This is a genomic window from Hymenobacter cavernae, assembly GCF_014641455.1.
Classification (GTDB): Bacteria; Bacteroidota; Bacteroidia; order Cytophagales; family Hymenobacteraceae; genus Hymenobacter; species Hymenobacter cavernae.
This window is the reverse complement of sequence record NZ_BMHT01000003.1, coordinates 74435-95252: the sequence shown is the minus strand read 5'-3', so window position 1 is coordinate 95252 and position 20818 is coordinate 74435. Positions and strand designations below refer to the sequence as shown.

Genomic DNA, 20818 nt, shown 5'->3' with positions numbered 1-20818 from the left:
GTTGGAATTACCATTGCACGCAAGATGCTTCGACAAGCTCAGCATGACGTTCTGTTATTTTCCGCCTCCTTCTTATCCTTAGCTCTATGGTTCCTGAATACCGTGCCGCTTATAATCAAGCATTTAGCCCGCAGCGCTACCAAGAATTCCTAGGTTCTATGGCGGACGATCTGCCGGAGCTGTTGGATTTTCGCATTGCGGAGACACCGATTTTCGTGCCCGCTGCGCTGCGTGATAAGCTCATCAGCGCCGGCGAAAGCATTATCGATGTGCTGACGGCGGACAACTTCAAAGAGCTGACGGAGCAGGCCGTGCCGCCGCACCAGCGCGTGCCGCACGAGGATGCGCACACGGCTTTTCTCGCCATCGACTACGCCGTATGCCGCAACGCCGATGGCGAGCTGGAACCGCAGCTAATTGAGCTCCAAGGCTTTCCATCCTTATATGCTTTCCAAGATTACCTACCGGGCAAGTTCCGGCAGTTTTTCCCAATTCCTGATTCGGTGTCGCAACTGTTTGGTGTCGATAGCTCAGCGGCTTATTTCGAGCAGCTGCGCCAGCTGATTGTAGCGGATGAAAACCCGGAGAATGTGATTCTGCTGGAGCTGTTCCCGGAAAAGCAGAAAACCCGGCTCGACTTCGAGCTGACCCGGCGCGCGATTGGCGTGGAAGCCGTCTGTCTGACGAAGGTGCGCAAGGATGGCCGCCAGCTGTATTATGAAAAAGAAGGCCGACGGATTGACATCAAGCGCATTTATAACCGTTTGATTTTCGACGAGTTGGATCAGCACCCAGATTTAAAAACCGAGTTCCGCCTCACTGACTACGTCGATGTGACGTGGGTGGGTCACCCGAACTGGTTTTTTCGCATTAGCAAGTACACGATGCCGCTGCTGCACCACGCGTTTGTGCCACCTAGCTTTTACCTGCACACACTGTCGTCGTACCCCGCCGATCTGGAGAACTACGTGCTCAAGCCCTTGTTTTCCTTCGCCGGCAGCGGCGTGAAGCTGGATGTCAGCGCCGCGGACCTGGACGCCATTTCGGACAAGCACAACTACCTACTCCAGCGCAAAGTACAGTACGAGCCCGTTATTCAATCGCCTGATGGCTTGGTGAAATGCGAGATTCGCATGCTTTACATCTGGCACGAGCACGCCGCCCGGCCTATGCTCATCACCAACCTAGGTCGGCTGAGCCGGGGTGCCATGATCGGGGTTGATTTCAACAAGAATAAAGATTGGGTTGGCGGTACGGTGTGCTTGTTTGAATAAGCGCATTAGGCAGTTGCCTGCTTTGACAGGCGCTCGAATAAAAAATAACGGCAAAAAGCACGGCCTCAAATATCTATAGGTATCTGAGGCCGTGCTTTTTGCGTACAAGTCGAGTTAGCCTTCCGGCGACACTTCTCCCCTAGCTCTCACATAGGATTAAAGACGATTCGAACCGCTGCTGCCGTACATTTGCATTGTATTGAATGCAACTATCCGCAGAATGTATTGTCTTTTTATAATATTATAGTAACATTGTTCTTCCTTGGCCATTGTACTTTTGCTTCTTCTTTCATCACTTACCCAGCACCTATTTCATGAAAAACCTTTTACCATTTTCCCGTTTGCTGACGGGATTTTTGCTTTCGCTCCTGACGGCGAGTAGCGCCTGGGCCCAGGTGACGCTGGCTACCAGCCCGTATGTGGAAACCTTCGACGGCATCGGCAGCGGCCTGCCAACGGGCTTTACCGTGCGCACGGGTGCCACGACTACTATGCTAGGCACCACGGCAACCCTGACGACCGCCAAGACGGCCTGGAACAACACGAGTGGCGCTTTCAAAAACCTAGCTTCGGCTACGGGGCTGACGGCCGCTTCTACTACAGCCGAGCAGGATGCCTCCACCAACCGCGCCTTGGGCGTGCGCCAGACCGGCTCCTTGGGCGACCCTGGCGCAGCATTCGTATTTCAACTGGCTAACACGAATGGCAGAACGGATTTCAAGCTAAACTTTCTGCTTCAGTCGCTGGACCCGTCTTCACCCCGTGTTACCAGCTGGCAGGTAGACTACGGCACGGGCAGCAACCCGACCACCTTTACTACGGTGAGCACCGGAAATACCACCGGCAACTCGGCCTTCGCCAACAAGCCAATCAGTGTTGACTTTGGTAGTCAGCTGGATAACGCCACGGGCCCGGTCTGGATTCGCATCGTTACGCTTACGGCCAGCACAGGCTCGAGCAACCGCCCTACCTCGGCCATCGACGATTTCACCCTAGCTTGGTCGACGCCAAACGGCAACACGCCCGCCATAACCGCAGCGCCGGCTACACTCGATTTTGGCAACCAAAATATCGGCACTACGTCGGCGACAAAAACCTATACGCTTTCGGCGGCCAACCTCACGAGCAACGTAACGGTAACGGCCACAGGGCCTTTTACGGTTTCTAAAGACGGTACGGCTTTCACTTCTACCCTGACCTACACGCCCGCGGAGCTAGCTATGGCCCGCGCCGTTTCGGTTCGCTTTAGCCCCACCGCGCAGGGCGCCGCCAGCGGCACCATCAGCAACGTAAGTACCGGCGCCACCACCCGCAACGTGACCTTGCTCGGCAACGGCGTGGACCCCAACAACCTGCTTTCGACCTTCGATAACTGTACCACTACGCTCTCGGATGGCTGGTCGCAGTTCAGTGTATCAGGCGCTCAAACCTGGGCTTGCACCACTTTCGGCCACGATAATGCCGACCCAACGGGCAAGGCCTCTAAGCCTAATGGCGTGCAGATCAATGGCTTTGCTAACTCCGCCAACAATACCAACCAAGACTGGCTGATCTCGCCCAGTTACGACCTGACCAGCGGCTACAACTTCCCGCTGTTTTCGTTCTGGAGCCGGGTAGCTTTCACCGGCGATCCGCTGCAACTGCGCATCTCAACCAATTATTCCGGCACGGGCAGCCCGACGGCCGCTGGCGTTAGCTGGACCGATTTACCGGTGCAGTTCCCGAGCCAAGCCTCGGACACTTGGACGCGCACTGCTAACATCGACCTGAGCGCCTACAAAGGTCAGAAGGTGTACCTAGCTTTCGTGTATACTTCAACGACGGAAGATGGTGCCCGCTGGACCTTGGATGACATCAGCCTGCTGAACTCCAGCACGCCGCCTCCACCCGCTTTGTTTACCAATTCTTTGGGCATCGACTTCAACTATGTAGCGGTAAATACATCTGCTACGCAGACATTCACGTTGACCCTCAACAACCTGACAGGTTCGGCTACAGTAACTTCCTCCGACCCTGCGTTCTTGCTCGCGAAAGATGGTACAACTACTTTCAGCTCCACGCTAACTTACACGGCAGCCGAGGCCAGCAGCGCCCCCAAAACCATTACCGTTAGATTCTCGCCTACCCAGGCCAGCCGTAACTACACGGCTAACCTGACGATAACGACGCCAGGCGCTTCTACCCTGACCATTCCGCTGTCGGGCAACACCTACAACACGGCTAACTCGCTGGAAGTCGTGAACTGGAACGTGGAGTGGTTCGGCTCGACGCAGAATGGCCCGACCAACAAAGACCAGCAGCAGGCCAACGTGCAGACCATCCTGAACTCTATCAAAGCCGATGTGTACGGCTTGGTAGAAGTGGTTGACACGGTGCGCTTAGCCAGCGTGGTAAGCCAACTGCCGGGTGGTCCTTACACCTACAAAGTGTCGCGCTACGGCTCTTACGCCGACAATCCCAGCGACCCAGATTACGCTAGTGCGCAGAAGCTTGCTTTCGTATACCGCACGGATCTGCTGAGCAATGTCACGATTTCGTCGCTGTTCCGCTGCACCGAGGCTCAGGCTTGCCCCGGCTATAACCCTTGGTCGGGTGGCCGTTTCCCTTACGTGATGGATGCCGATGTGACGCTGAATGGCATCACCAGGCATGTTAAGTTTATCCTGATTCACGCTAAGGCCAATACTGCGCCCACGGCTACGTCGTACCAGCGTCGCAAAGCCGCTGCCGATCAGCTGAAAACTGAGTTGGACACGCACTACCCGAACGAGAATTTCGTCATCCTAGGTGACTTCAACGACGATCTGGACGTGACCATCACCACCGACGCGGGCACGACAGCCACTTCTTACAGCGCCTTTACCACGGATGCAGCCAACTATTCGGCGTTGACTTTGCCGCTGAGCCTGGCCGGCCGGAAGTCGACGGTGAGCTACAACGACATGATTGACCACGTTGTAGTTTCCAACGACATGAACGCGTATTACATCCCCGGCTCGGCGGCGGTGCTAACCAACGCGGCTGGTCTGGTGGCCAATTATGGCAACACCACCACTGACCACTACCCCATCCTCACGCGCTACCTGTTTAGCCCCGTCACGGCTACGAAGGGAGCTTCGGCAGCCAACAACCAGTTCCAGGTGTATCCGAACCCAGCCACGAACTCATTGCACCTGAGCGCACCGGAGCCAGGCAAAGCTCTGCACCTGCAAGTGAGCACCGCTGATGGCCGCTCGGTACTGAGCGCCACTGGTTCGCTGGAGCAGCTGAATGAGCAGATCAATCAGCGCGTTGGCAGCCTCAGCGCCGGTCTCTACGTCATCAAGCTGACCGGCGAAAAGCAGTCATACGTGAAGCGCTTTGTGAAACAATAAGCGTAGCAGACCTAGGTCTTTCTGTAACAAAAAGCCCGCCTTCTCAGGCGGGCTTTTTTTATGGCAATGATCGGTGCGCCATCAAAAATTCATCAGGCTACCGTAAAAAGCAAGTTCACTCGTCATTTCTCCCACTGATCGAAATGACACCCAGGGTAGCCTCTAAGCAACCTAGGAAACCACGCCTTCCTTGTGTCTTAGGGCGGCAGACATAACGCGGACCCGGCTAGGCACGTAGACAAGCGCACTCTCCCTCCTTCATTTCAGCACTTCCTACTTATGTCTTCTCTCGTCCAAAAAGGTCTTCAGATCTCTAAAAATGTCATTTTCAACGTCTTTCTTCAGCGCGCTGGCAAGCTGCTTGGTAAGCCCTTCCGCGTGGCCGTGGTGCTGCGGGAAGTAGCTGCCAAGCTCGACGACAACAATAGTCCCAAAGGAGCGCTTCAGCAGATTGCGGACATGGGCCGCACGCTGGTGCGCCTGGTAAGCGCTTATATTACAGGCTCCTATCGCCACATTGAAGGAAGTACCATTGTGGCGGGCCTGGCCGTGCTGCTTTATTTTCTATCGCCAATAGATCTGGTACCGGATTTCATTCCGATGCTGGGCTTGCTGGATGATGTGGCGTTGGTTAGCTGGTTTATCAGCAAGTTTGCGGGCGAGATTACGCGCTTTCGGGAGTGGGAATCCACTTCTGCGGTATCAGCTTCCGGCGTGGCACCCGCACCCGCCAACTCAGACCGCAGCTTACCGGCGGTGGCCGAGCTAGGTCATTCGTAAGCATCATTTTCCTGTAAAGCTCGAAAGCCCCGGCAGCCGTCGGGGCTTTTTGTTGGTCTTTGCGGAGTTGCTTTCTACCGCCAAGCGTTGCTACTTCCCCGCATGTTGACTTCCCCCCGCTCTTTTTCTGCCCGGCACCTAGCCTGCCTGTTATTCGCCGTTGCTCTTTCAGGCTCGCTGGCGCAGGCACAATCGACAGTCCAGGCGCCGACTCCAACCACAACCCTGCTCTGTCCGGCCGCCGTTTTCGACGGCAAGGAAACCCACGCAGGCTGGGTGGTGCTCGTCAGTGGCAACAAAATAACGGCCGTTGGTCCGGCCGCGCAGGTCACGGCTCCGGTCGGTGCGCGCACGCTGGACCTTGCCAACCAGACGCTGCTGCCGGGCCTGATCGAAGGGCACTCGCACATGCTGTTGCACCCATACAACGAAACCAGCTGGAACGATCAGGTACTCACAGAGTCGCAGGCGCTGCGGGTGGCGCGGGCTACGGCACACGCACAGCGTACCTTGTTGGCCGGCTTCACCACCGCTCGCGACCTAGGTACTGAAGGCGCCGGCTACGCCGATGTGGGCCTGAAACAAGCTATTGACCAAGGAATTATCCCCGGCCCGCGTCTACTGGTGGCTACCCGCGCTTTGGTAGCCACTGGCAGCTACGGCCCCAAGCTATCCACCGACGTAACTTTGCCGCAGGGTGCGCAAGAAGCCGATGGCGTTGAAGGAGTAGCGCGGGCTACGCGCGAGCAAATGGGCAAGGGCGCCGACGTTATCAAGGTTTATTCCGATTACCGCTGGGGCAAGGGCGAGCCTTCGCACCCTACCTTTTCGCAGGAAGAATTGACGGTCATTGTGCAAACGGCCAAAGCCGCCGGTCGCCCCGTCGTGGCGCACTCCTCCACGCCCGAAGGCATAAAGCGCGCCATCCTGGCCGGCGTCGAAACCATTGAGCACGGCGACAACGGCACGCCTGAAGTCTTCAAGCTGATGAAGCAGCACGGCGTAGCCTTCTGCCCCACCGTAGCCGCCGGCGACGCTATCTTACAGTACCAGGGCTGGCGCAAAGGCCAGGACCCGGAGCCCGCTCGCGTGCAGGAAAAACGAGCTAGCGTAGCCGCTGCCCGTAAAGCAGGCGTGACCTTCGTGATGGGCGGCGACGTAGGCGTATTCGCTCACGGTGACAACGCCCGCGAAATGGAGCTGCTGGTGCGCGACTACGGCTTCACGCCCCTGGAAGTGCTTCAGCAAGCCACCAGCGGCAACGCCACCGTCTTCCACCTAGCCGACCGTGGCCGCATCGCTACCGGCTTGCTCGCCGACCTCATCGCTGTGCAAGGCGACCCGACCAAAGATGTAAGCGCCCTACGACAAGTCCAAATGGTGATGAAAGGTGGAGTAGTGTATAAGTAGCTGAGCAACTAAGTAAATCGTTATTGAACACCTTCACTCAGTTGCTCAGCTACTCAGTTACGCTACGGCCGCTCAATACCTAGCTTTTTCAGCTGTTCCGCGTACTTGTCATAAATCACGCGCAGGTCTTCATTGTGCTTGTCGCCGTCTACGCCGATGCTGACGTTGCTGGTGTGGAAACGATGCAGATGGCTGATGTGCGGACTTAGCACTGGCAGGTGGCCGGCCAGCAGAAAGCGCACGTACAGGTCCAGGTCCTCGGCCATTTTGATTTCCTCGTCGTAGCCGCCAACCTGGTCGAAGAGGGTGCGGCTGTAGCATACGTTGCCCTGAATGAAGTGCTCGGCTTTGAAGATGGCCTGGAGCATTTCGGTGGGCGAGTCGAACTTCCAGGTGTAGTAATCTTCGTTGGGCAGATAGCGCCGCTCTTCATCCATGCGCAGAAAATCAGCCACAAACCATTGCTGGTCACGGTATTGCTCTACCAAAGAGCCATAGTGAAACAACGTACGCTGGAGCATGATGTCGTCGTCGTCAAGCGGCACGATCCAGGTATCGGCGGGCGCTTCGTGCACGAGGCGGTTGCGGGCGGGTCCGGCCAGGATGCGCTCGGGGTGCGTCCAGAAGCGCAGCGGCGGGCCATCCTGACCTAGGTTGCGAAGCCACTCGGCCGAGCCGTCGGTGGAGCCATTTTCGTAGATCAGGTGTTCATAAGAGAAGTCGAGGGGGGCGCTTACGGTCGCTCGGACGCTGGCAACGGCTTCGGGCAAATACTGCCGGCGGTTGTGACTAGGGGTGATGATGGAAAAGTGCATAACCGCCTATTCTGGTTTTCCCGGTAAAAAGTTGCCTCGCCGTAGCAGCCTAACTTTCTCCACCGCCTCATCGTTACGGTTGCTAGTACTTCTTTACTTTATGGCAAGATTCCTTGTTTCCCTTCGTCTGCCCGATGTCTTTGATGATGCCCTGATGGAAATCATTCCGCGCCATCGTGCCTTCATCAATCACCTGATAGCCGAAAATGTGGTGGAAACGTACGCTATCAGCGCCGACCGCGCGCGGGGCTGGGTGACCATGAACGGCGAAGATGCCGATGAAGTGCGGGCCGTCGTCGAGCAGTTTCCGCTCTACGACTTCTTCAGCCACATCGAGATTGACGAGCTATTTCTCTTCGACAGCGTTGCTACGCGTCTGCCACGCATCAGTCTTAATTAAGCTTAAAAGCAAGTTTGTAAAATGGTGGCCTGATCTTTTATCTGTGATAGGCAACGCATAACCTCATCCTTTTACAAGCTCACTCGCTCACCGCTCCCCATTTCCCCTTCTGCATGACCCGTTTTTTCCGGTTTTCGGTTCTTATGGTAGCCGGCTGGCTGGCCTTGGCTGCCGTTCCGGCTCCCGCCGATAAAGTCACCACCGAACAAGTTGTTTCTCGACTAGCTACTTCTATTGAAAGCATCAAGACCCTGCGGTGCAGCATCAACGCCAAAGAACGCATTGGCACCGGCTACCAGCTCAACCAGAGCTTTCTGAAGCTAGCCTACAACCCGCAACGGGTATATATGCGCAACAAGAAAGGCATTGAGGTGCTGTGGGTTACGGGCCAAAATGACGGCGATGCCTGGGTTTACCCCAATAGCTTTCCCTACGTTACGCTCAACCTCGACCCCAATGGCACGCTCATGCGCCGCAACCAGCACCATAGTGTGCTCGATGCCGGCTATGGCGTGGTGGCTGATATCATTCACGGCTCCCCTTTGCGCCAGGATCATAGCTTCGAGCGCAGCTTCCGCTACACCGGCGACACGCTCGTGCAGAACCGCCCTTGCTACGTCCTCACCTCCAACTATGCGCAGTTTCGCTACGTGACGTACAAGGCCGTGAAAGGCGACACCCCCGCTCGCGTCGCCGAGCGCTTCGGTTGCGGCGAGTTTCGCGTGATCGAGCGCAACGGCCTCACTCCCGGCCAAGTCATTGCCGAAGGCAAAGTCCTACAGGTGCCGAATGCCTACGGCCGCCATACGGTGCTGTGCATCGACCAAAAGCTCATGCTCCCACTCATCGTCCATGTCGTTGATGACAAAGGTCTGTTTGAACGCTTCGAGTTTTCTGATGTAATTGTTAATCAACAGATTGCACCAGCTGAATTCACCAAAGATTACAAAGGATACAAGCTCTAACCTTGTCTGAACCACGGATTCGACGGATTTTTCGGATTACACGGATTTTGTGGACGATTGACAACCTAGGTTTTAGTCAGCAAAAAAGCCTTCCAGAAGTGGAAGGCTTTTCTTTTTCAAACAGATCAGGAAGCGAGCTGAAAAGAGCCGAAGCGAATCATCCGAAAAATCCGTCGAATCCGTGGTTCAGATTACCGCCGCATAGTTTTCTCAATCTCATCCCACATAGGCGCGGGAATTATTTCCAGCTTATTGAACTCGCCGGCGCCATTCAACCACTCGCCCCCATCGATGGTCACGACTTCGCCGTTCATGTACGCCGAGAAATCAGACACGAGGTAAGCCGCTAGGTTGGCCAGTTCCTGGTGCTCACCCACGCGCTTCAGCGGTACAGAGGCGGCTGGGTCCAGCTTTTTGGCCAATGGCTCGGGAAATAAGCGACTCCAGGCGCCTTCCGTCGGGAACGGGCCGGGTGCAATGGCGTTGGAACGAATTCCATATTTAGCCCATTCTACTGCTAATGAGCGTGTAAGGGCCAGCACCCCCGCTTTGGCTGTGGCCGAAGGCACCACGTACGCCGAGCCGACAGAAGCATACGTCGTGACGATGTTGAGGATGGTGCCGGGCTTCTTATCGGCTATCCAGCGCTTACCAAAAGCTAGGGTGCAGTTGTAGCTACCCTTCAGCACGATGTCCACAATGACGTCGAACGCCTTGTGACTCAGCCGCTCCGTGGGCGAGATAAAGTTGCCGGCGGCGTTATTGAGCAGCACGTCTACGCCGCCAAACTCATTGATCGTGCGCTGAAGCATGTTTTCTACCTCGTCATATTTGCGCACGTCGCACTGCACAGCCAGCACCCGACCACCGGTTTGCTGCCGCAACTCCTCGGCAGTTTTTTCCAGCACATCCAGCTTGCGGCTGCTAATCGTGACGTTGGCGCCAAGCTGCAAAAAATACGTCGTCATGGCGCGACCTAGGCCGGTGCCGCCGCCCGTCACGACGATGGTTTTACCTTGGAGTGCGTTGTCGCGGAGCATGGGTTGGGAGTAAGCGGCCATTTGGGAAGGGTTGAGTGTTAAGTTTTGGATGTTAAATGCTAGGTGTTGAAAGTTGAATGTTACCAATAATTTGATTACCACTTGGCAAAGGCTAGATAACTGGTAGATGGCAACTGTTAAATGAAAAACTCTTAACATGCAGCCAGCATGACGGACTCTCCCCGAAAATCTTCTTCTCTCCCGACCGTAGCCGTACTTGGCTGCGGCTGGCTGGGTCTACCTTTGGCGAAGGCGCTCGTAGCGCAAGGCTACCCGGTTGTTGGCTCCACCACCACTCCAAGCCAGTTACTCACACTGCGCGACACGGGCATTATGCCCTTCTTGCTCCGCCTAGCTCCTACGCTCACCCCAACGGATGCCGACACGCTCCATGCTATGCTTACCGGCGTGGATGTGTTGATTCTCAACGTTCCTCCCCGACGCTCGGCCACCGGCCCCGACTATGCAGCGCTGCTGCAACCTGTGTACGAAGCCGCCGAAACCTGTAGAATTGCCGCGGTGCTGTTTGTCAGTTCCACCAGCGTTTACCCCGATGAGCCCCGCCCCATGCGGGAGCAGGATGCGGTGGCTACGGCAGAAGCCAACTCGTCGATGTTGCGAGCGGAGGCGCTGTTTGCTTCTCCGCAGCGGCCGTGGCAAACGACTGTCGTGCGGCTGGGCGGCTTGTTTGGTCCGGGCCGACTGCCGGGGCGCTTCCTTGCTGGCCGCCAGGATGTTGCGCAACCCCACGCACCCGTCAATCTGATTCATCTTACCGATTGCGTTGGCTTGCTCACCAGCATTATTCGCCAGCAAGCCTGGGGGTACACGTTCAACGCCTGTGCTGCGCAACACCCCTCCCGAGCAGAATTTTATACGCAGGCTGCCCGAAAGCTAGGTCTGGCTGCGCCTGCTTTTCAACAAGCGGACACAGCCGGTGGCAAAAGCATTGATAGCCAACTGGTGCGAGAGAAGGTAGCGTACGAATTTCAGTACGACAACTTATTAGCGGCACTTTAGCCCTTCGATTTTATCTCAATCCCACTCCGAGAAATGACTACTTGCAAAAGCTAGGTTTTCAGGCTCGTACTGCGCGAACGAGAACATGCTGTAGCGTGTTCCTACTGCTCCTCTGTACTTTTGCTCCGTGAATTCTACTCCTTCTACCGTAGCTGTGCTGGGCGGCGGCGCGGCCGGTTTCTTCGGCGCTATTGCCTGCGCCGAGGCCAACCCACGCCTCACGGTTTATCTCCTCGAAAAAACGAGCAAGCTGCTCAGCAAAGTGCGCGTTTCGGGCGGCGGCCGTTGCAACGTGACTCACGCCTGCGACTCGCCCACGCAACTAGCCCAACACTATCCGCGCGGCAGCAAGCCACTGAAGGAGGCCTTTCGCCAATTCGGGGCCACCGATACTGTGCGCTGGTTTGCCGACCGTGGCGTCGCGCTCAAGACTGAGCCCGACGGTCGCATGTTCCCCACCACCGATTCCAGCGAAACCATCGCGCAGTGTTTGCTCGATGCCGCTCATCGGGCTGGCGTTAAAATTCTGACCAACACGGCCGTCGAAATAGTTCAGCCACTACCAAATGGCGGTTTTCGGCTTCACTTAACGGGTGCTCACGCTCAGGAAATGCATGTCGATCGGCTGCTGATTGCCACGGGTGGCGCGCCTAAGTCGGAGAGCTACCAGTGGCTGCGTACCCTAGGTCATACCATCGCGGAGCCAGTGCCGTCGTTGTTCACCTTCAACGTACCCGAGTCGCCCTTGCGAGAGCTGCCGGGCGTGAGTGTGCCCAACGCCCGCGTTCGTGTGGCGGGCGAAAAGCTGGAGTACGAAGGTCCGGTGCTCGTCACGCACTGGGGCGTGAGCGGACCAGCGGTGCTCAAGCTTTCAGCGTGGGGCGCCCGCCGCTTGCACGAGTTGCAATACCAAAGCACGGCGCTCGTAAGTTGGGTGCCAGCCCACACCGAAGAGTCACTGCGGCAATGGCTGCAAGAGTTCCGGGCCCAGAACGGCCGCAAGGTAGTCATGAGCAATCCGCTGTTCGGTTTGCCCCAACGGCTATGGCGCACGCTCACCGAACAGGCTAGCATTGGTGCCGAATTGCGTTGGAGCGAGCTACCCGCCAAAGCACAGAATAAGCTGATTGAAAGCCTACTACGCACCGCACTACCCGTACGCGGCAAGACGACTTTTAAAGAAGAATTTGTGACTTGCGGCGGCGTGGTACTCGGCGAGATAAACATGCAAACCATGGAAAGCCGCCGCGTACCGGGCCTGTATTTTGCCGGCGAGGTCCTCGACATCGACGGCATCACCGGCGGCTTCAACTTCCAAGCTGCCTGGACCACAGGCTACCTGGCCGGCCGCGCAATGGCGGGAAATCATTTACCATTTAACAATTAACATCTACCAACTACCATCCCATCATTGCAGAACGACTAGCACCTAGGTCTACCTGACACAGGTTGTTCAACAATACGCGAACTACAGAGTTCGCGCTACATAGGAGCCGGAAGCAAATACTGCGTAAGTGTTCATTGGTAAATGGTAGATGATAAATGTTAAATGACTCCGCAACCCTGGGAGCAGATAGTTAGTAAACGGAAGCACAGTTCTTTCCCTTAACACACTAACTACTACTCCTCATGGACGCCAAAACCACACAGGCCGGCCTTAACGAATTGATCGAAACACTGAAAGACGGCCAGAAAGGCTACGCCGAGGCAATGACCGACGTAGAAGATGCCGATCTGAAAGATACCTTCAAGAAATACGCCGCCCAGCGTGCCAGCTATATCACTGAGTTGGAAGACCAGATGTTCAAGCTGGACCTGAAGCCAGACGAAACCAGCTCCATTACCGGTACTGTACACCGTGCTTTCATCAACCTGAAAGGCTTAGTGACGAGCAAAGACCGTCATAGCATCCTGGCTGAGTGTGAGCGTGGCGAAGACTACGCCAAGAAAGCCTACGAAACGGCTCAGAAGATTGAAGGTCTGCCCGCCGAACTGAAGGCTGTTATCGAAAAGCAAGCTGCCGGCATCACGCAAGGCCACGACGAAATGCGTGCCCTGCGCGATTCGAGCAAATAAGCTTAAATCATAGATTTTTGAGACACCTTTGTCTCAACAAAAAAGCCTCCCATTACTGGAAGGCTTTTTTGTTGAGAGCTACTAATAGCAAGAGCTAGGTTCGACGAACCTAGCTCTTGCTATTAAATTCAGACGTAGTCTGATCTATTCGTCGAAGCTTTGATTATCGCGACGGGGCTTGTAGCCGCCTTCACGCTCACGGTTGCCGCCATAGCTGCCACCACGATTGCCGTAGCTGCTACCACCGTCGCGGTTACCTTTGTAGCCACCGCCGTAGCTGCTGCCACCACGGCTACCGCCGCCATAACTGCTTCCACCGCGGTTGCCACCGCCATAGCTGCTGCCACCACGGTTGCCACCAAAACCACCTTCGCGGTTACCACCGAAGCTCCGGCGAGCCGGACGGTTTTCATCGGCGCTAAAGCCCCGCTCCCGGTTGCCACCTTCCTGCTGCGCATCACCTTCCTGGCGGGGCGTCGCAATGTTGAAGGCTACCGGGCGGCCAGCGATGGTCGTGCGACCTAGCTTGCTGGTAATTTCTTCCACGAACTCATTCGGCACTTCCACAAAGCTGAATTTATCGTAGAGGGCGATATCGCCTACTTTGCTGCCAGTCAGCGCGGTGTTCTCGGCGATGATGTCGACGATGTCACGCGGATGCACACGGTCTTTCTTGCCAATCGTGACGAAGAGACGGGTGAAGCCCGGGCGAACAGCACCCCGCTCGCGGCCAGCTTCCAGGCTTTTCTCAGCCTGCTTGTCTTCCTTCATCGTCATTCTGAGCAGAGCAGCAGCGATATCCAGCGAAGTGATATCTTCCTCCTGATCGAGCAGACGTTGAACGCGACCAACGTATTTCTCCAGGTTGCCCTTCTCGATCATCTCTTTGATCTGACCCAGGAACAGCGTGGTTTTCACCTCCGACACATCTTCGAAGGAAGGAATACGCTCTTGCTTGATCGTGGCTTTGGTGAAGCGCATGATGTCGCGGAGCTTATAGATGTCGCGGCCCGACACGAAGGTAAAGGCCTTACCTAGCTTGCCAGCGCGGCCCGTACGACCGATGCGGTGCACGTAATATTCCTCGTCGGCAGGAAGGTCGTAGTTTACAACAGCTTCCACATTCTCCACGTCGATACCACGGGCGGCTACGTCGGTAGCTACCAGAACTTCGAGCGTGCTCTTGCGGAACTTGTCAAGCGTATTCTGGCGCTGGGCCTGGCCCATGTCGCCATGCAAGCCATCAGCGAAGTAGCCGCGAGCCTGCAAATCCGTTACAATTTCGTCGACCATGCGCTTGGTGTTCGCAAATACGATGGTTGACTTCAAATTGTACATATCAATGATGCGCGACAATACATCCTTTTTCATAGGATTGCGCACTTCATAGTACATCTGCTCGATGTTCGTAACGGTCATCTCCTGATGATTGACCTTTACGATCTGCGGATTCTTCTGGTACTTCTTGGTAAGCTCCATAATAGGCTTACTCATTGTAGCCGAGAAGAATACCGTCTGGCGTTCCTCAGGCATTTTAGCTAGCACCGTCTCAATGTCGTCGCGGAAGCCCATGTCGAGCATTTCGTCGGCTTCATCAAGGATGATTTTCGTCACCTTATCGAGCTTCAGCGTACCGCGCTCCAAGTGGTCCATCACGCGGCCGGGCGTACCGATTACGATCTGCACACCACGCTCAAGCGCCTGAAACTGACGCTCGTAGCTAGAGCCGCCGTAGATCGGCACCACGGCCAAACCACGCTTATACTTACCTAGCTTTTGGATTTCGCCCGATACCTGTACAGCCAGCTCACGTGTGGGGCACAGGATAAGCACCTGCACGGCGCGGCTGTCGAGGTCGAGGCCTTCGATGGCAGGAATACCGAACGCGGCGGTTTTGCCGGTACCGGTTTGGGCCTGGCCAATTACGTCGCGGCCTTCCAGCAGAACCGGAATAGCAGCCGTTTGGATGGGAGAAGCTTCCTCGTAACCTAGGTCGCTGATAGCACGCTGCATTTCCTCGGAGAGGTGCAGCTCTTCAAATTTTACTTTTTCCATGTCGGAGTTAGGAATGGGAGAACAAAAGCTCTGAAAACAGCAGATTCAGCGACGTACTTCTCCCACTCTACAACGACGATAAGTGACGGAAGCAACAAACGGGAAACAGGAGGCCTATCGATGACGATTACAAATGACGGCAGCCTAGCGCTGCGCAGAACATGGCCGTTCTCAAATGCGGGTGCAAAGGTACAAAGAGTATTTTGTATTTGCTAATTAGGATAGAATATTGAAATGCGGTTTGGAAAGCAGAAAGCTGGTTTTGGCTCTCTGCAGACCGGCTGCCTACTCAGAGAGCAGGCGCTACCTTAAGCCTATCATGCGGAGACGTGAGTGGCTCGCGCAGGTCGTTGCAAGGCTTCCAGACGGCTTACTTGATGTACGCTTTTTGTGAAGCGGTCTGGTGTTCTAAGCTAGCTTATTACTTACAAGCGAGGCTTGTAAATCGTTCCAGCCAGATATAAATATAAACAAAGAAGGCCTGCTAGCTAGCAGGCCTTCTTTGTTTCACTTCGAGGAAGTGAAGCTTGGACTATACAAGCGACACCTTAACGGCATTCAGGCCTTTCTTGCCCTGAGCTACGTCAAATTGAACCTTGTCGTTCTCGCGAATTTCGTCTACGAGGTCACTTACGTGTACGAAGATATCTTCGCCGGTTTGATCGTTCTTAATGAAACCAAATCCTTTGGTATCGTTAAAAAATTTTACTGTTCCTGTCTGCATGATAGCGTTTTACGGATGTCATTTAAGCTAAGTGGTCACGCGAAATAGTATTGGTAATGCTAAAGCGGGATGAAGCACATTCTCTTAAACTTAGGCAATTGTACGACTTATTATTTTAGGAGTTGTCTTCTTACCTGCCAACCACCATTCTGGCCTGGTCACTTGGCGCGGCGCATCAATGTAATAAACCGGCTTTAGAGGCTGCATTCGCAACAAAATGGCCTCGCCAACTATTTACTTTCTGATGGAAAATAATTCTGCTCCGGCCTTTCGCTTCTCCCGAAACTTCACTGTTACTGACGCCGACATCGACGAGCTAGGCCACGCCAACAACGTGCAGTACGTGCGCTGGGTGCAAGATACGGCCGGCGCGCATTGGCTCTCAGCCTACCCTCCCGGCGAGCGAGACGCCTTCATTTGGGTGGTGCTGGAACACCGCATCCGCTACCATCGACCTAGCTTTGCCGGCGAGGAGCTGCGCGGCACTACCTGGATTGGCGAAATCCGCGGGGCGCAGTGCCAACGCTTCGTACGCATCGAGCGGGTGTCGGATGGCGTGCTGCTGTGCGAAGCCGAAACTCAATGGGTGCTGCTCGACCCTAGGTCGCAGCGACCCAAGCGGGTGGAGGAAGCGGTGGTGAAGCGGTTGTGGGGGCCGATGGGGTGAGCAGGTACTATATTGGATCTTCTAACTTGAGATTAAGTATTTCTGTATCAGATGGAATAATCCATTTATTATTTACGCAGGAACCAATACCAATAACAGGGCAGAACCCATTTTCTATATTCATCAGACACCAGCTTCTATCATCTGGAAGCAAGTATAAACTAGCATCAAAAAACGATGTACTAAAGAAATGAATAAATTCATCAATATTCGCTCTGTATATTACCTCTTTTGAATGTGGCAACAAATTATATACTTCATACCATCTCCAATAATCTTCGATATAGAGGTTAACCTTATTAGTTAGGAATATTTGCTTTAGAATGCCCCTTAAATTATCTAATGTATCTTGTTCTAATATAGCAAACCCTCTCTTTCGCCACGGCAAAGTTCTTTGCATGCTCAGATCATAAGGCAATTCAAACATTTTAGCTAACTTACTAAACCTTGTCTTAGAATAATTAGGAGTCGAATTGAATGAGTATATCCCATATTCATTCCAAACTTTAACGTTAGCATTTATCTGTTCAATAGAAATAGTATTTGGATCAACTTCATTGAAAGGAAACCCATCTATAATTCCCACAGAAGGCAATAATGCTATGTAAGCACTATACGTATTAGGAAGAAGATGCTTTACTTTCAAAGATTCAATATCACTTCGATCAGAGACAGAGCCTCGTAACCATTTAAGAGCAGATAAGTCAGTAGTATAGTCCATTATCAAATAAACTGATTAATCTAGTTTTATCAAAACCACCTTCCATGCCCTCCACCTTCCGCATTTATTCTTCTTCTGCCGGCTCCGGCAAAACCTACCAGCTTACCAAGGAATACCTGAAGCTAGCTTTGGGCTCGGAAGATCCGGCTTATTTCAAGAGCATCTTGGCCATTACCTTCACCAACGATGCGGCCGGGGAGATGAAGGAGCGCATCATTGGGGCGTTGCGGCGATTTGCGTACCCGGAGGCCGGGCAGGCGCAGAACGACCCTTTGCTGCGCGACATTGCTGAGGAATTGGCGGAAGATGGCCTGCTCCCACGCCACGCGCAAACGCCCGCGGAAAAGCAACAAGAGCTGCGGCGACGGGCGGCAGCGACGTTTCGGCTGGTGCTCTACCACTACGCCGATTTCGCCGTCAGTACCATCGATTCGTTTGTGCAGCGCATTGTGCAGGCCTTCACGCGGGAGCTAGGTTTACCGGCTACCTTTGAAGTAGAACTGGACAGTGACACGGTGCTGCAAAGTGCCGTGGCTCTGCTGCTCGACAAAGTGAACCGCGACCCGAACAGCAAGCTCCTCTCCCGCTCCCTCGCCGACTACGCCCTGAGCAAAGCCGACGAAGGTCGCAGCTGGAATAACCTGGCTGATGAGTTGGTGACGTTCGGGCGCTTCCTACTTTCGGAGCCGGTGCACGAGGCCGTGGCCCAACTCCAGAAGATGTCGCTGCAAGACTATCGTCGGCTGCACGAAACGCTCAAGACGCGCAAAGAGGAGATTGAGCAGACATTTCAGGCCGTAGCCGGGCGAGCCTTGCAGACGCTAGATGTGGCTAATGTAACGGAAGCTGATCTATATCAGGGTAAAAACGGCATCATGGGCTACTTCACGAAGTGGGAGGAGCGTCTGCTGCCCGACAAAGACGCCAACAGCTACGTGCGTGCCACTATAGAGCAGGATAAATGGTACAGCGGTAAGGTAAAAACGGCCGCCGACAAGCAGCGCGTGGATGTCGTGAAACCTGATTTGACAGAAGCTTATACGGAGCTAGAAAATCTGCGCGCTACCCTGCTACCTGACTACTTGCTGGTGATAGGCATGCTGCCTTATCTCTTTCAGGTGTCGCTGCTGAGCGAGCTGAGCAAGTCGGTGGACCAGCTGAGTCGGGAACGGGGCGTGGTGCTCATCGCCGAGTTCAACCGCCGCATCGCCCAGATTGTACTGCGTGAGCCGGTGCCGTTTCTATACGAGCGCATGGGTGAACGGTACCGCCACCTGCTGATTGATGAGTTTCAGGATACCTCTGTGCTGCAATGGAATAACCTGCTGCCGCTAGTAGAAAACGCGGTTGCTAATGGCGGCCTTTCCCTAGCTGTCGGCGACGCCAAGCAGGCTATCTACCGCTGGCGGGGCGGCGAGATGGAGCAGATTCTGCGCCTCTACCAGAATGAAACGCAGTACCTCTACGGCCGCGTGGCGGATGAGGAGTTGCGCGACTTACTGGAGGGGCGCTACTATACCCTAGATCAAGCACTGGAGCCGGCCAACCTGAATGTAAACTACCGCTCGGCGGCGGAAATCATTGGGTTCAATAATGACTTCTTTGGGCAGGTGAGTCAGTCGCATTCGCAGCTGCCACTGGTGCAAGGCATTTTTGATGAGGGATTTAAGCAGGAAGTACCTAGCCTTCTCCCAGCTTCTGGGTCTGGCGGTAGCACCTCCGCGGGCCACGTCGAACTGCTCTTCACTGAAGACGACGCCCCTGCCCTGCGCTACGACCCCACCACCGGCGCCTACACCACCGAACCCCTGCCCGGCCTGCCGCCCACGTACATCTTCGACTACGACGAAAGCACACTTTACCTTACGCTTCAACTCGTGGAGCAAGCCGTGCACGACGGTTTCAGGCTCCAGGATATTGCCGTGCTGTGCCGTCGGCGCGACAGCAGCCGGCGGGTCGCAAAGTTTCTGAAGGAGCGCGGCTACGCCATTATTTCGGCCGATTCGCTGTCGTTGGAGTTTGCGGAAGTGGTCAACCTGCTGGTGGCTGTGTTCCGGGTGCTCAACCAGCCCGCCGACACCCTAGCTCGTGCTGAGGCTTTGTTGCTGGTTGATAAGGTAGTACGCCGCGTGGCGCCCGCCCCGGACCGCGCCCGCCGCATTGCTGAGCTGGCTAATGATGCCCACGCCCTCCCCTTCTTCGACGAGCTGCGCGCCCTGGGCTACGACGTGCAGGAGCGGGAAACCGGCAACCTAGGTTTGTACGAACTCACCGAGCGGCTGATCGGTACCTTCGGGCTGCTGGGCCGCAACGCGGAAAGCGAGTACCTCTTCCGCTTCCTCGACCTGACGTTGGAGTACAGCCTACGCTTCGGCAACAACCTCAATAACTTCCTCGCTTACTGGCAGCAGAAGAAGAGCAACCTCAGCATTAACGCCCCCGCCGGCCGCGACGCTATTACCATTACCACGGTGCACAAAGCCAAAGGCCTGGCTTATGGCGTGGTCATCGTGCCGTTCGCCGATTGGTCTTTGACGCCCTACCGTGGCACGTTGCTCTGGGGCCGTTTGCTCGACACGGAAAAGCCAGTAGCGGAGATGCCCGCTGTGGCTGTCGTCAACCAGACGCAGGCGCTTACCCGCACGCCCCTGGCCGATCAATACACCGAAGAGCTGGAGAAAACCTTCCTGGAAGGCCTCAACATGCTCTACGTGGCCTTCACGCGCCCGCGCCACCGTCTTTACGTTATCAGCCGCCGACCTAAAGCGACCAAAGCCGCCAAAGAAAATGATGCCGCTACCGAGCAGGCCAAAACGGTGGCCGAGCTGCTGCACCGCTACCTGCTCGCCACGGGTCAGTGGGACGATGAGCGCACCGCCTACATCCTGGCCGACGCTCACAATATGGTGCCCGTGAGTAAAAAGCAGCAACAAGCCACCGGCAATTGGCAGCTGACAAACCTAGCTAGCACGCCCTGGGAAGAGCGCCTGCGCCTGCGCCGTCACGCCAACACGCTCTTCGACTTCAACGACCAGCAAGCTCAGGGCGAATGGAACCGCAAGCTGCACTACGCCTTGCGCCGCACTATCCTGGCCATTGAGGTAGATCGGGTGGCGGCACAACTGGTGTCGGAGGGCTTGGTGAGTACCCGCGAACGGGCGGAGTTGGTCGAGAAGCTGCACCGGGTTGTCGAGCACCCGCAGATAGCACACTACTTCAGCCAGGCCGTGGAGGCCGAAACCGAGCGCGAAATCCTGGTAGGTGGCGCCCGCCGCCAGGACTACAAACCCGACCGTATCGTTTTTGAGCCGAACCTAGGTGAAGCGCCCGGCCGCGTCACGCTGCTCGACTTCAAGATTCCACCACCGGAGCCGCAGCATCGTCGGCAGTTGCAGCAGTATGCCGGGTTGTTCCGGCAGCTAGGTTATGCGGATGTGCAGTGCGTGCTGTATTATTTTGGAACGGAAGAGGTGATTAGGTTTTAGGCGAAGTCCTGA

The 20818-nt window shown here is 55.4% G+C and carries 15 protein-coding genes and 1 pseudogene; 11 read left to right on the top strand and 5 right to left on the bottom strand.

Going from position 1 to position 20818, the window contains the following annotated elements:
* Positions 1-86 precede the first annotated feature (86 nt).
* The 4 genes and pseudogenes from IEX74_RS08590 to IEX74_RS08575 all read left to right on the top strand — a co-directional run bounded on the left by IEX74_RS08590 (position 87) and on the right by IEX74_RS08575 (position 6838).
* The gene (locus tag IEX74_RS08590; protein WP_188813149.1) at positions 87-1274 is read left to right on the top strand and encodes a hypothetical protein; all 1188 of its coding nucleotides are present in this window, start codon (positions 87-89) and stop codon (positions 1272-1274) included.
* A gap of 314 nt (positions 1275-1588) precedes the next feature.
* Positions 1589-4648 carry a T9SS-dependent choice-of-anchor J family protein gene (locus IEX74_RS08585; RefSeq protein ID WP_188813147.1) on the top strand — a complete coding sequence of 1020 codons (3060 nt, stop codon included), beginning with the start codon at positions 1589-1591 and terminating at the stop codon, positions 4646-4648.
* 525 nt (positions 4649-5173) lie between these two features.
* A pseudogene (locus tag IEX74_RS23480) lies at positions 5174-5281 on the top strand (YkvA family protein); the annotation flags it as partial.
* Between the two features lie 249 nt (positions 5282-5530).
* The gene (locus IEX74_RS08575) at positions 5531-6838 is read left to right on the top strand and encodes a metal-dependent hydrolase family protein (RefSeq protein WP_188813143.1); all 1308 of its coding nucleotides are present in this window, start codon (positions 5531-5533) and stop codon (positions 6836-6838) included.
* A 62-nt stretch (positions 6839-6900) separates the two neighbouring features.
* Here IEX74_RS08575 and IEX74_RS08570 read toward each other — a convergent pair whose 3' ends face one another.
* A complete protein-coding gene (locus tag IEX74_RS08570) occupies positions 6901-7653 on the bottom strand; it encodes a glycosyltransferase family 2 protein (protein WP_188813140.1) in 753 nt (250 codons plus the stop codon).
* A 100-nt stretch (positions 7654-7753) separates the two neighbouring features.
* Between IEX74_RS08570 and IEX74_RS08565 the strand changes: the two genes are divergently transcribed.
* Positions 7754-8053 carry a hypothetical protein gene (locus IEX74_RS08565; RefSeq protein ID WP_188813139.1) on the top strand — a complete coding sequence of 100 codons (300 nt, stop codon included), beginning with the start codon at positions 7754-7756 and terminating at the stop codon, positions 8051-8053.
* A gap of 113 nt (positions 8054-8166) precedes the next feature.
* The gene (locus tag IEX74_RS08560; RefSeq protein WP_188813137.1) at positions 8167-9018 is read left to right on the top strand and encodes a DUF1571 domain-containing protein; all 852 of its coding nucleotides are present in this window, start codon (positions 8167-8169) and stop codon (positions 9016-9018) included.
* A 191-nt stretch (positions 9019-9209) separates the two neighbouring features.
* Here the strand turns inward: IEX74_RS08560 and IEX74_RS08555 are convergent, their stop codons facing one another.
* Positions 9210-10079, bottom strand: coding sequence for an SDR family oxidoreductase (locus tag IEX74_RS08555; protein WP_188813135.1), 870 nt, complete (start codon positions 10077-10079; stop codon positions 9210-9212).
* A gap of 147 nt (positions 10080-10226) precedes the next feature.
* Here IEX74_RS08555 and IEX74_RS08550 point away from each other — a divergent pair, with 147 nt between their 5' ends.
* From IEX74_RS08550 to IEX74_RS08540, 3 genes are all read left to right on the top strand, one after another.
* Complete coding sequence (locus IEX74_RS08550; protein ID WP_188813133.1) at positions 10227-11078, top strand: NAD-dependent epimerase/dehydratase family protein; 852 nt, start codon at positions 10227-10229, stop codon at positions 11076-11078.
* Between the two features lie 127 nt (positions 11079-11205).
* Complete coding sequence (locus tag IEX74_RS08545; protein WP_229755163.1) at positions 11206-12465, top strand: BaiN/RdsA family NAD(P)/FAD-dependent oxidoreductase; 1260 nt, start codon at positions 11206-11208, stop codon at positions 12463-12465.
* 242 nt (positions 12466-12707) lie between these two features.
* Positions 12708-13154 (top strand): PA2169 family four-helix-bundle protein, encoded by a 447-nt coding sequence (locus IEX74_RS08540; RefSeq protein ID WP_188813131.1) that lies wholly within the window; start codon positions 12708-12710, stop codon positions 13152-13154.
* Positions 13155-13298: 144 nt separating this feature from the next.
* Here IEX74_RS08540 and IEX74_RS08535 read toward each other — a convergent pair whose 3' ends face one another.
* On the bottom strand, positions 13299-15209 hold the full coding sequence (locus tag IEX74_RS08535) for a DEAD/DEAH box helicase (protein ID WP_188813129.1): 1911 nt from the start codon (positions 15207-15209) through the stop codon (positions 13299-13301).
* A 532-nt stretch (positions 15210-15741) separates the two neighbouring features.
* Positions 15742-15933 (bottom strand): cold-shock protein, encoded by a 192-nt coding sequence (locus IEX74_RS08530; protein WP_188813127.1) that lies wholly within the window; start codon positions 15931-15933, stop codon positions 15742-15744.
* A 244-nt stretch (positions 15934-16177) separates the two neighbouring features.
* Between IEX74_RS08530 and IEX74_RS08525 the strand changes: the two genes are divergently transcribed.
* A complete protein-coding gene (locus IEX74_RS08525; RefSeq protein WP_188813125.1) occupies positions 16178-16600 on the top strand; it encodes an acyl-CoA thioesterase in 423 nt (140 codons plus the stop codon).
* A 7-nt stretch (positions 16601-16607) separates the two neighbouring features.
* Here IEX74_RS08525 and IEX74_RS08520 read toward each other — a convergent pair whose 3' ends face one another.
* Positions 16608-17321, bottom strand: a complete 714-nt coding sequence (locus tag IEX74_RS08520) for a hypothetical protein (RefSeq protein WP_188813123.1) — start codon at positions 17319-17321, stop codon at positions 16608-16610.
* 44 nt (positions 17322-17365) lie between these two features.
* Here IEX74_RS08520 and IEX74_RS08515 point away from each other — a divergent pair, with 44 nt between their 5' ends.
* Positions 17366-20806: a UvrD-helicase domain-containing protein gene (locus IEX74_RS08515; RefSeq protein ID WP_188813121.1), complete on the top strand. Its 3441-nt coding sequence runs from the start codon at positions 17366-17368 to the stop codon at positions 20804-20806.
* Positions 20807-20818 lie beyond the last annotated feature (12 nt).

What these genes read in the sequence shown, in the direction of transcription:
- IEX74_RS08520 (WP_188813123.1), bottom strand. Translation starts at nt 17,321, where the DNA reads ATGGACTATACTACTGACTTATCTGCTCTTAAATGGTTACGAGGCTCT.
- IEX74_RS08540 (WP_188813131.1), top strand. Translation starts at nt 12,708, where the DNA reads ATGGACGCCAAAACCACACAGGCCGGCCTTAACGAATTGATCGAAACA.
- IEX74_RS08555 (WP_188813135.1), bottom strand. Translation starts at nt 10,079, where the DNA reads ATGGCCGCTTACTCCCAACCCATGCTCCGCGACAACGCACTCCAAGGT.
- IEX74_RS08530 (WP_188813127.1), bottom strand. Translation starts at nt 15,933, where the DNA reads ATGCAGACAGGAACAGTAAAATTTTTTAACGATACCAAAGGATTTGGT.
- IEX74_RS08550 (WP_188813133.1), top strand. Translation starts at nt 10,227, where the DNA reads ATGACGGACTCTCCCCGAAAATCTTCTTCTCTCCCGACCGTAGCCGTA.
- IEX74_RS08560 (WP_188813137.1), top strand. Translation starts at nt 8,167, where the DNA reads ATGACCCGTTTTTTCCGGTTTTCGGTTCTTATGGTAGCCGGCTGGCTG.
- IEX74_RS08590 (WP_188813149.1), top strand. Translation starts at nt 87, where the DNA reads ATGGTTCCTGAATACCGTGCCGCTTATAATCAAGCATTTAGCCCGCAG.
- IEX74_RS08525 (WP_188813125.1), top strand. Translation starts at nt 16,178, where the DNA reads ATGGAAAATAATTCTGCTCCGGCCTTTCGCTTCTCCCGAAACTTCACT.
- IEX74_RS08570 (WP_188813140.1), bottom strand. Translation starts at nt 7,653, where the DNA reads ATGCACTTTTCCATCATCACCCCTAGTCACAACCGCCGGCAGTATTTG.
- IEX74_RS08575 (WP_188813143.1), top strand. Translation starts at nt 5,531, where the DNA reads ATGTTGACTTCCCCCCGCTCTTTTTCTGCCCGGCACCTAGCCTGCCTG.
- IEX74_RS08585 (WP_188813147.1), top strand. Translation starts at nt 1,589, where the DNA reads ATGAAAAACCTTTTACCATTTTCCCGTTTGCTGACGGGATTTTTGCTT.
- IEX74_RS08565 (WP_188813139.1), top strand. Translation starts at nt 7,754, where the DNA reads ATGGCAAGATTCCTTGTTTCCCTTCGTCTGCCCGATGTCTTTGATGAT.
- IEX74_RS08515 (WP_188813121.1), top strand. Translation starts at nt 17,366, where the DNA reads ATGCCCTCCACCTTCCGCATTTATTCTTCTTCTGCCGGCTCCGGCAAA.
- IEX74_RS08535 (WP_188813129.1), bottom strand. Translation starts at nt 15,209, where the DNA reads ATGGAAAAAGTAAAATTTGAAGAGCTGCACCTCTCCGAGGAAATGCAG.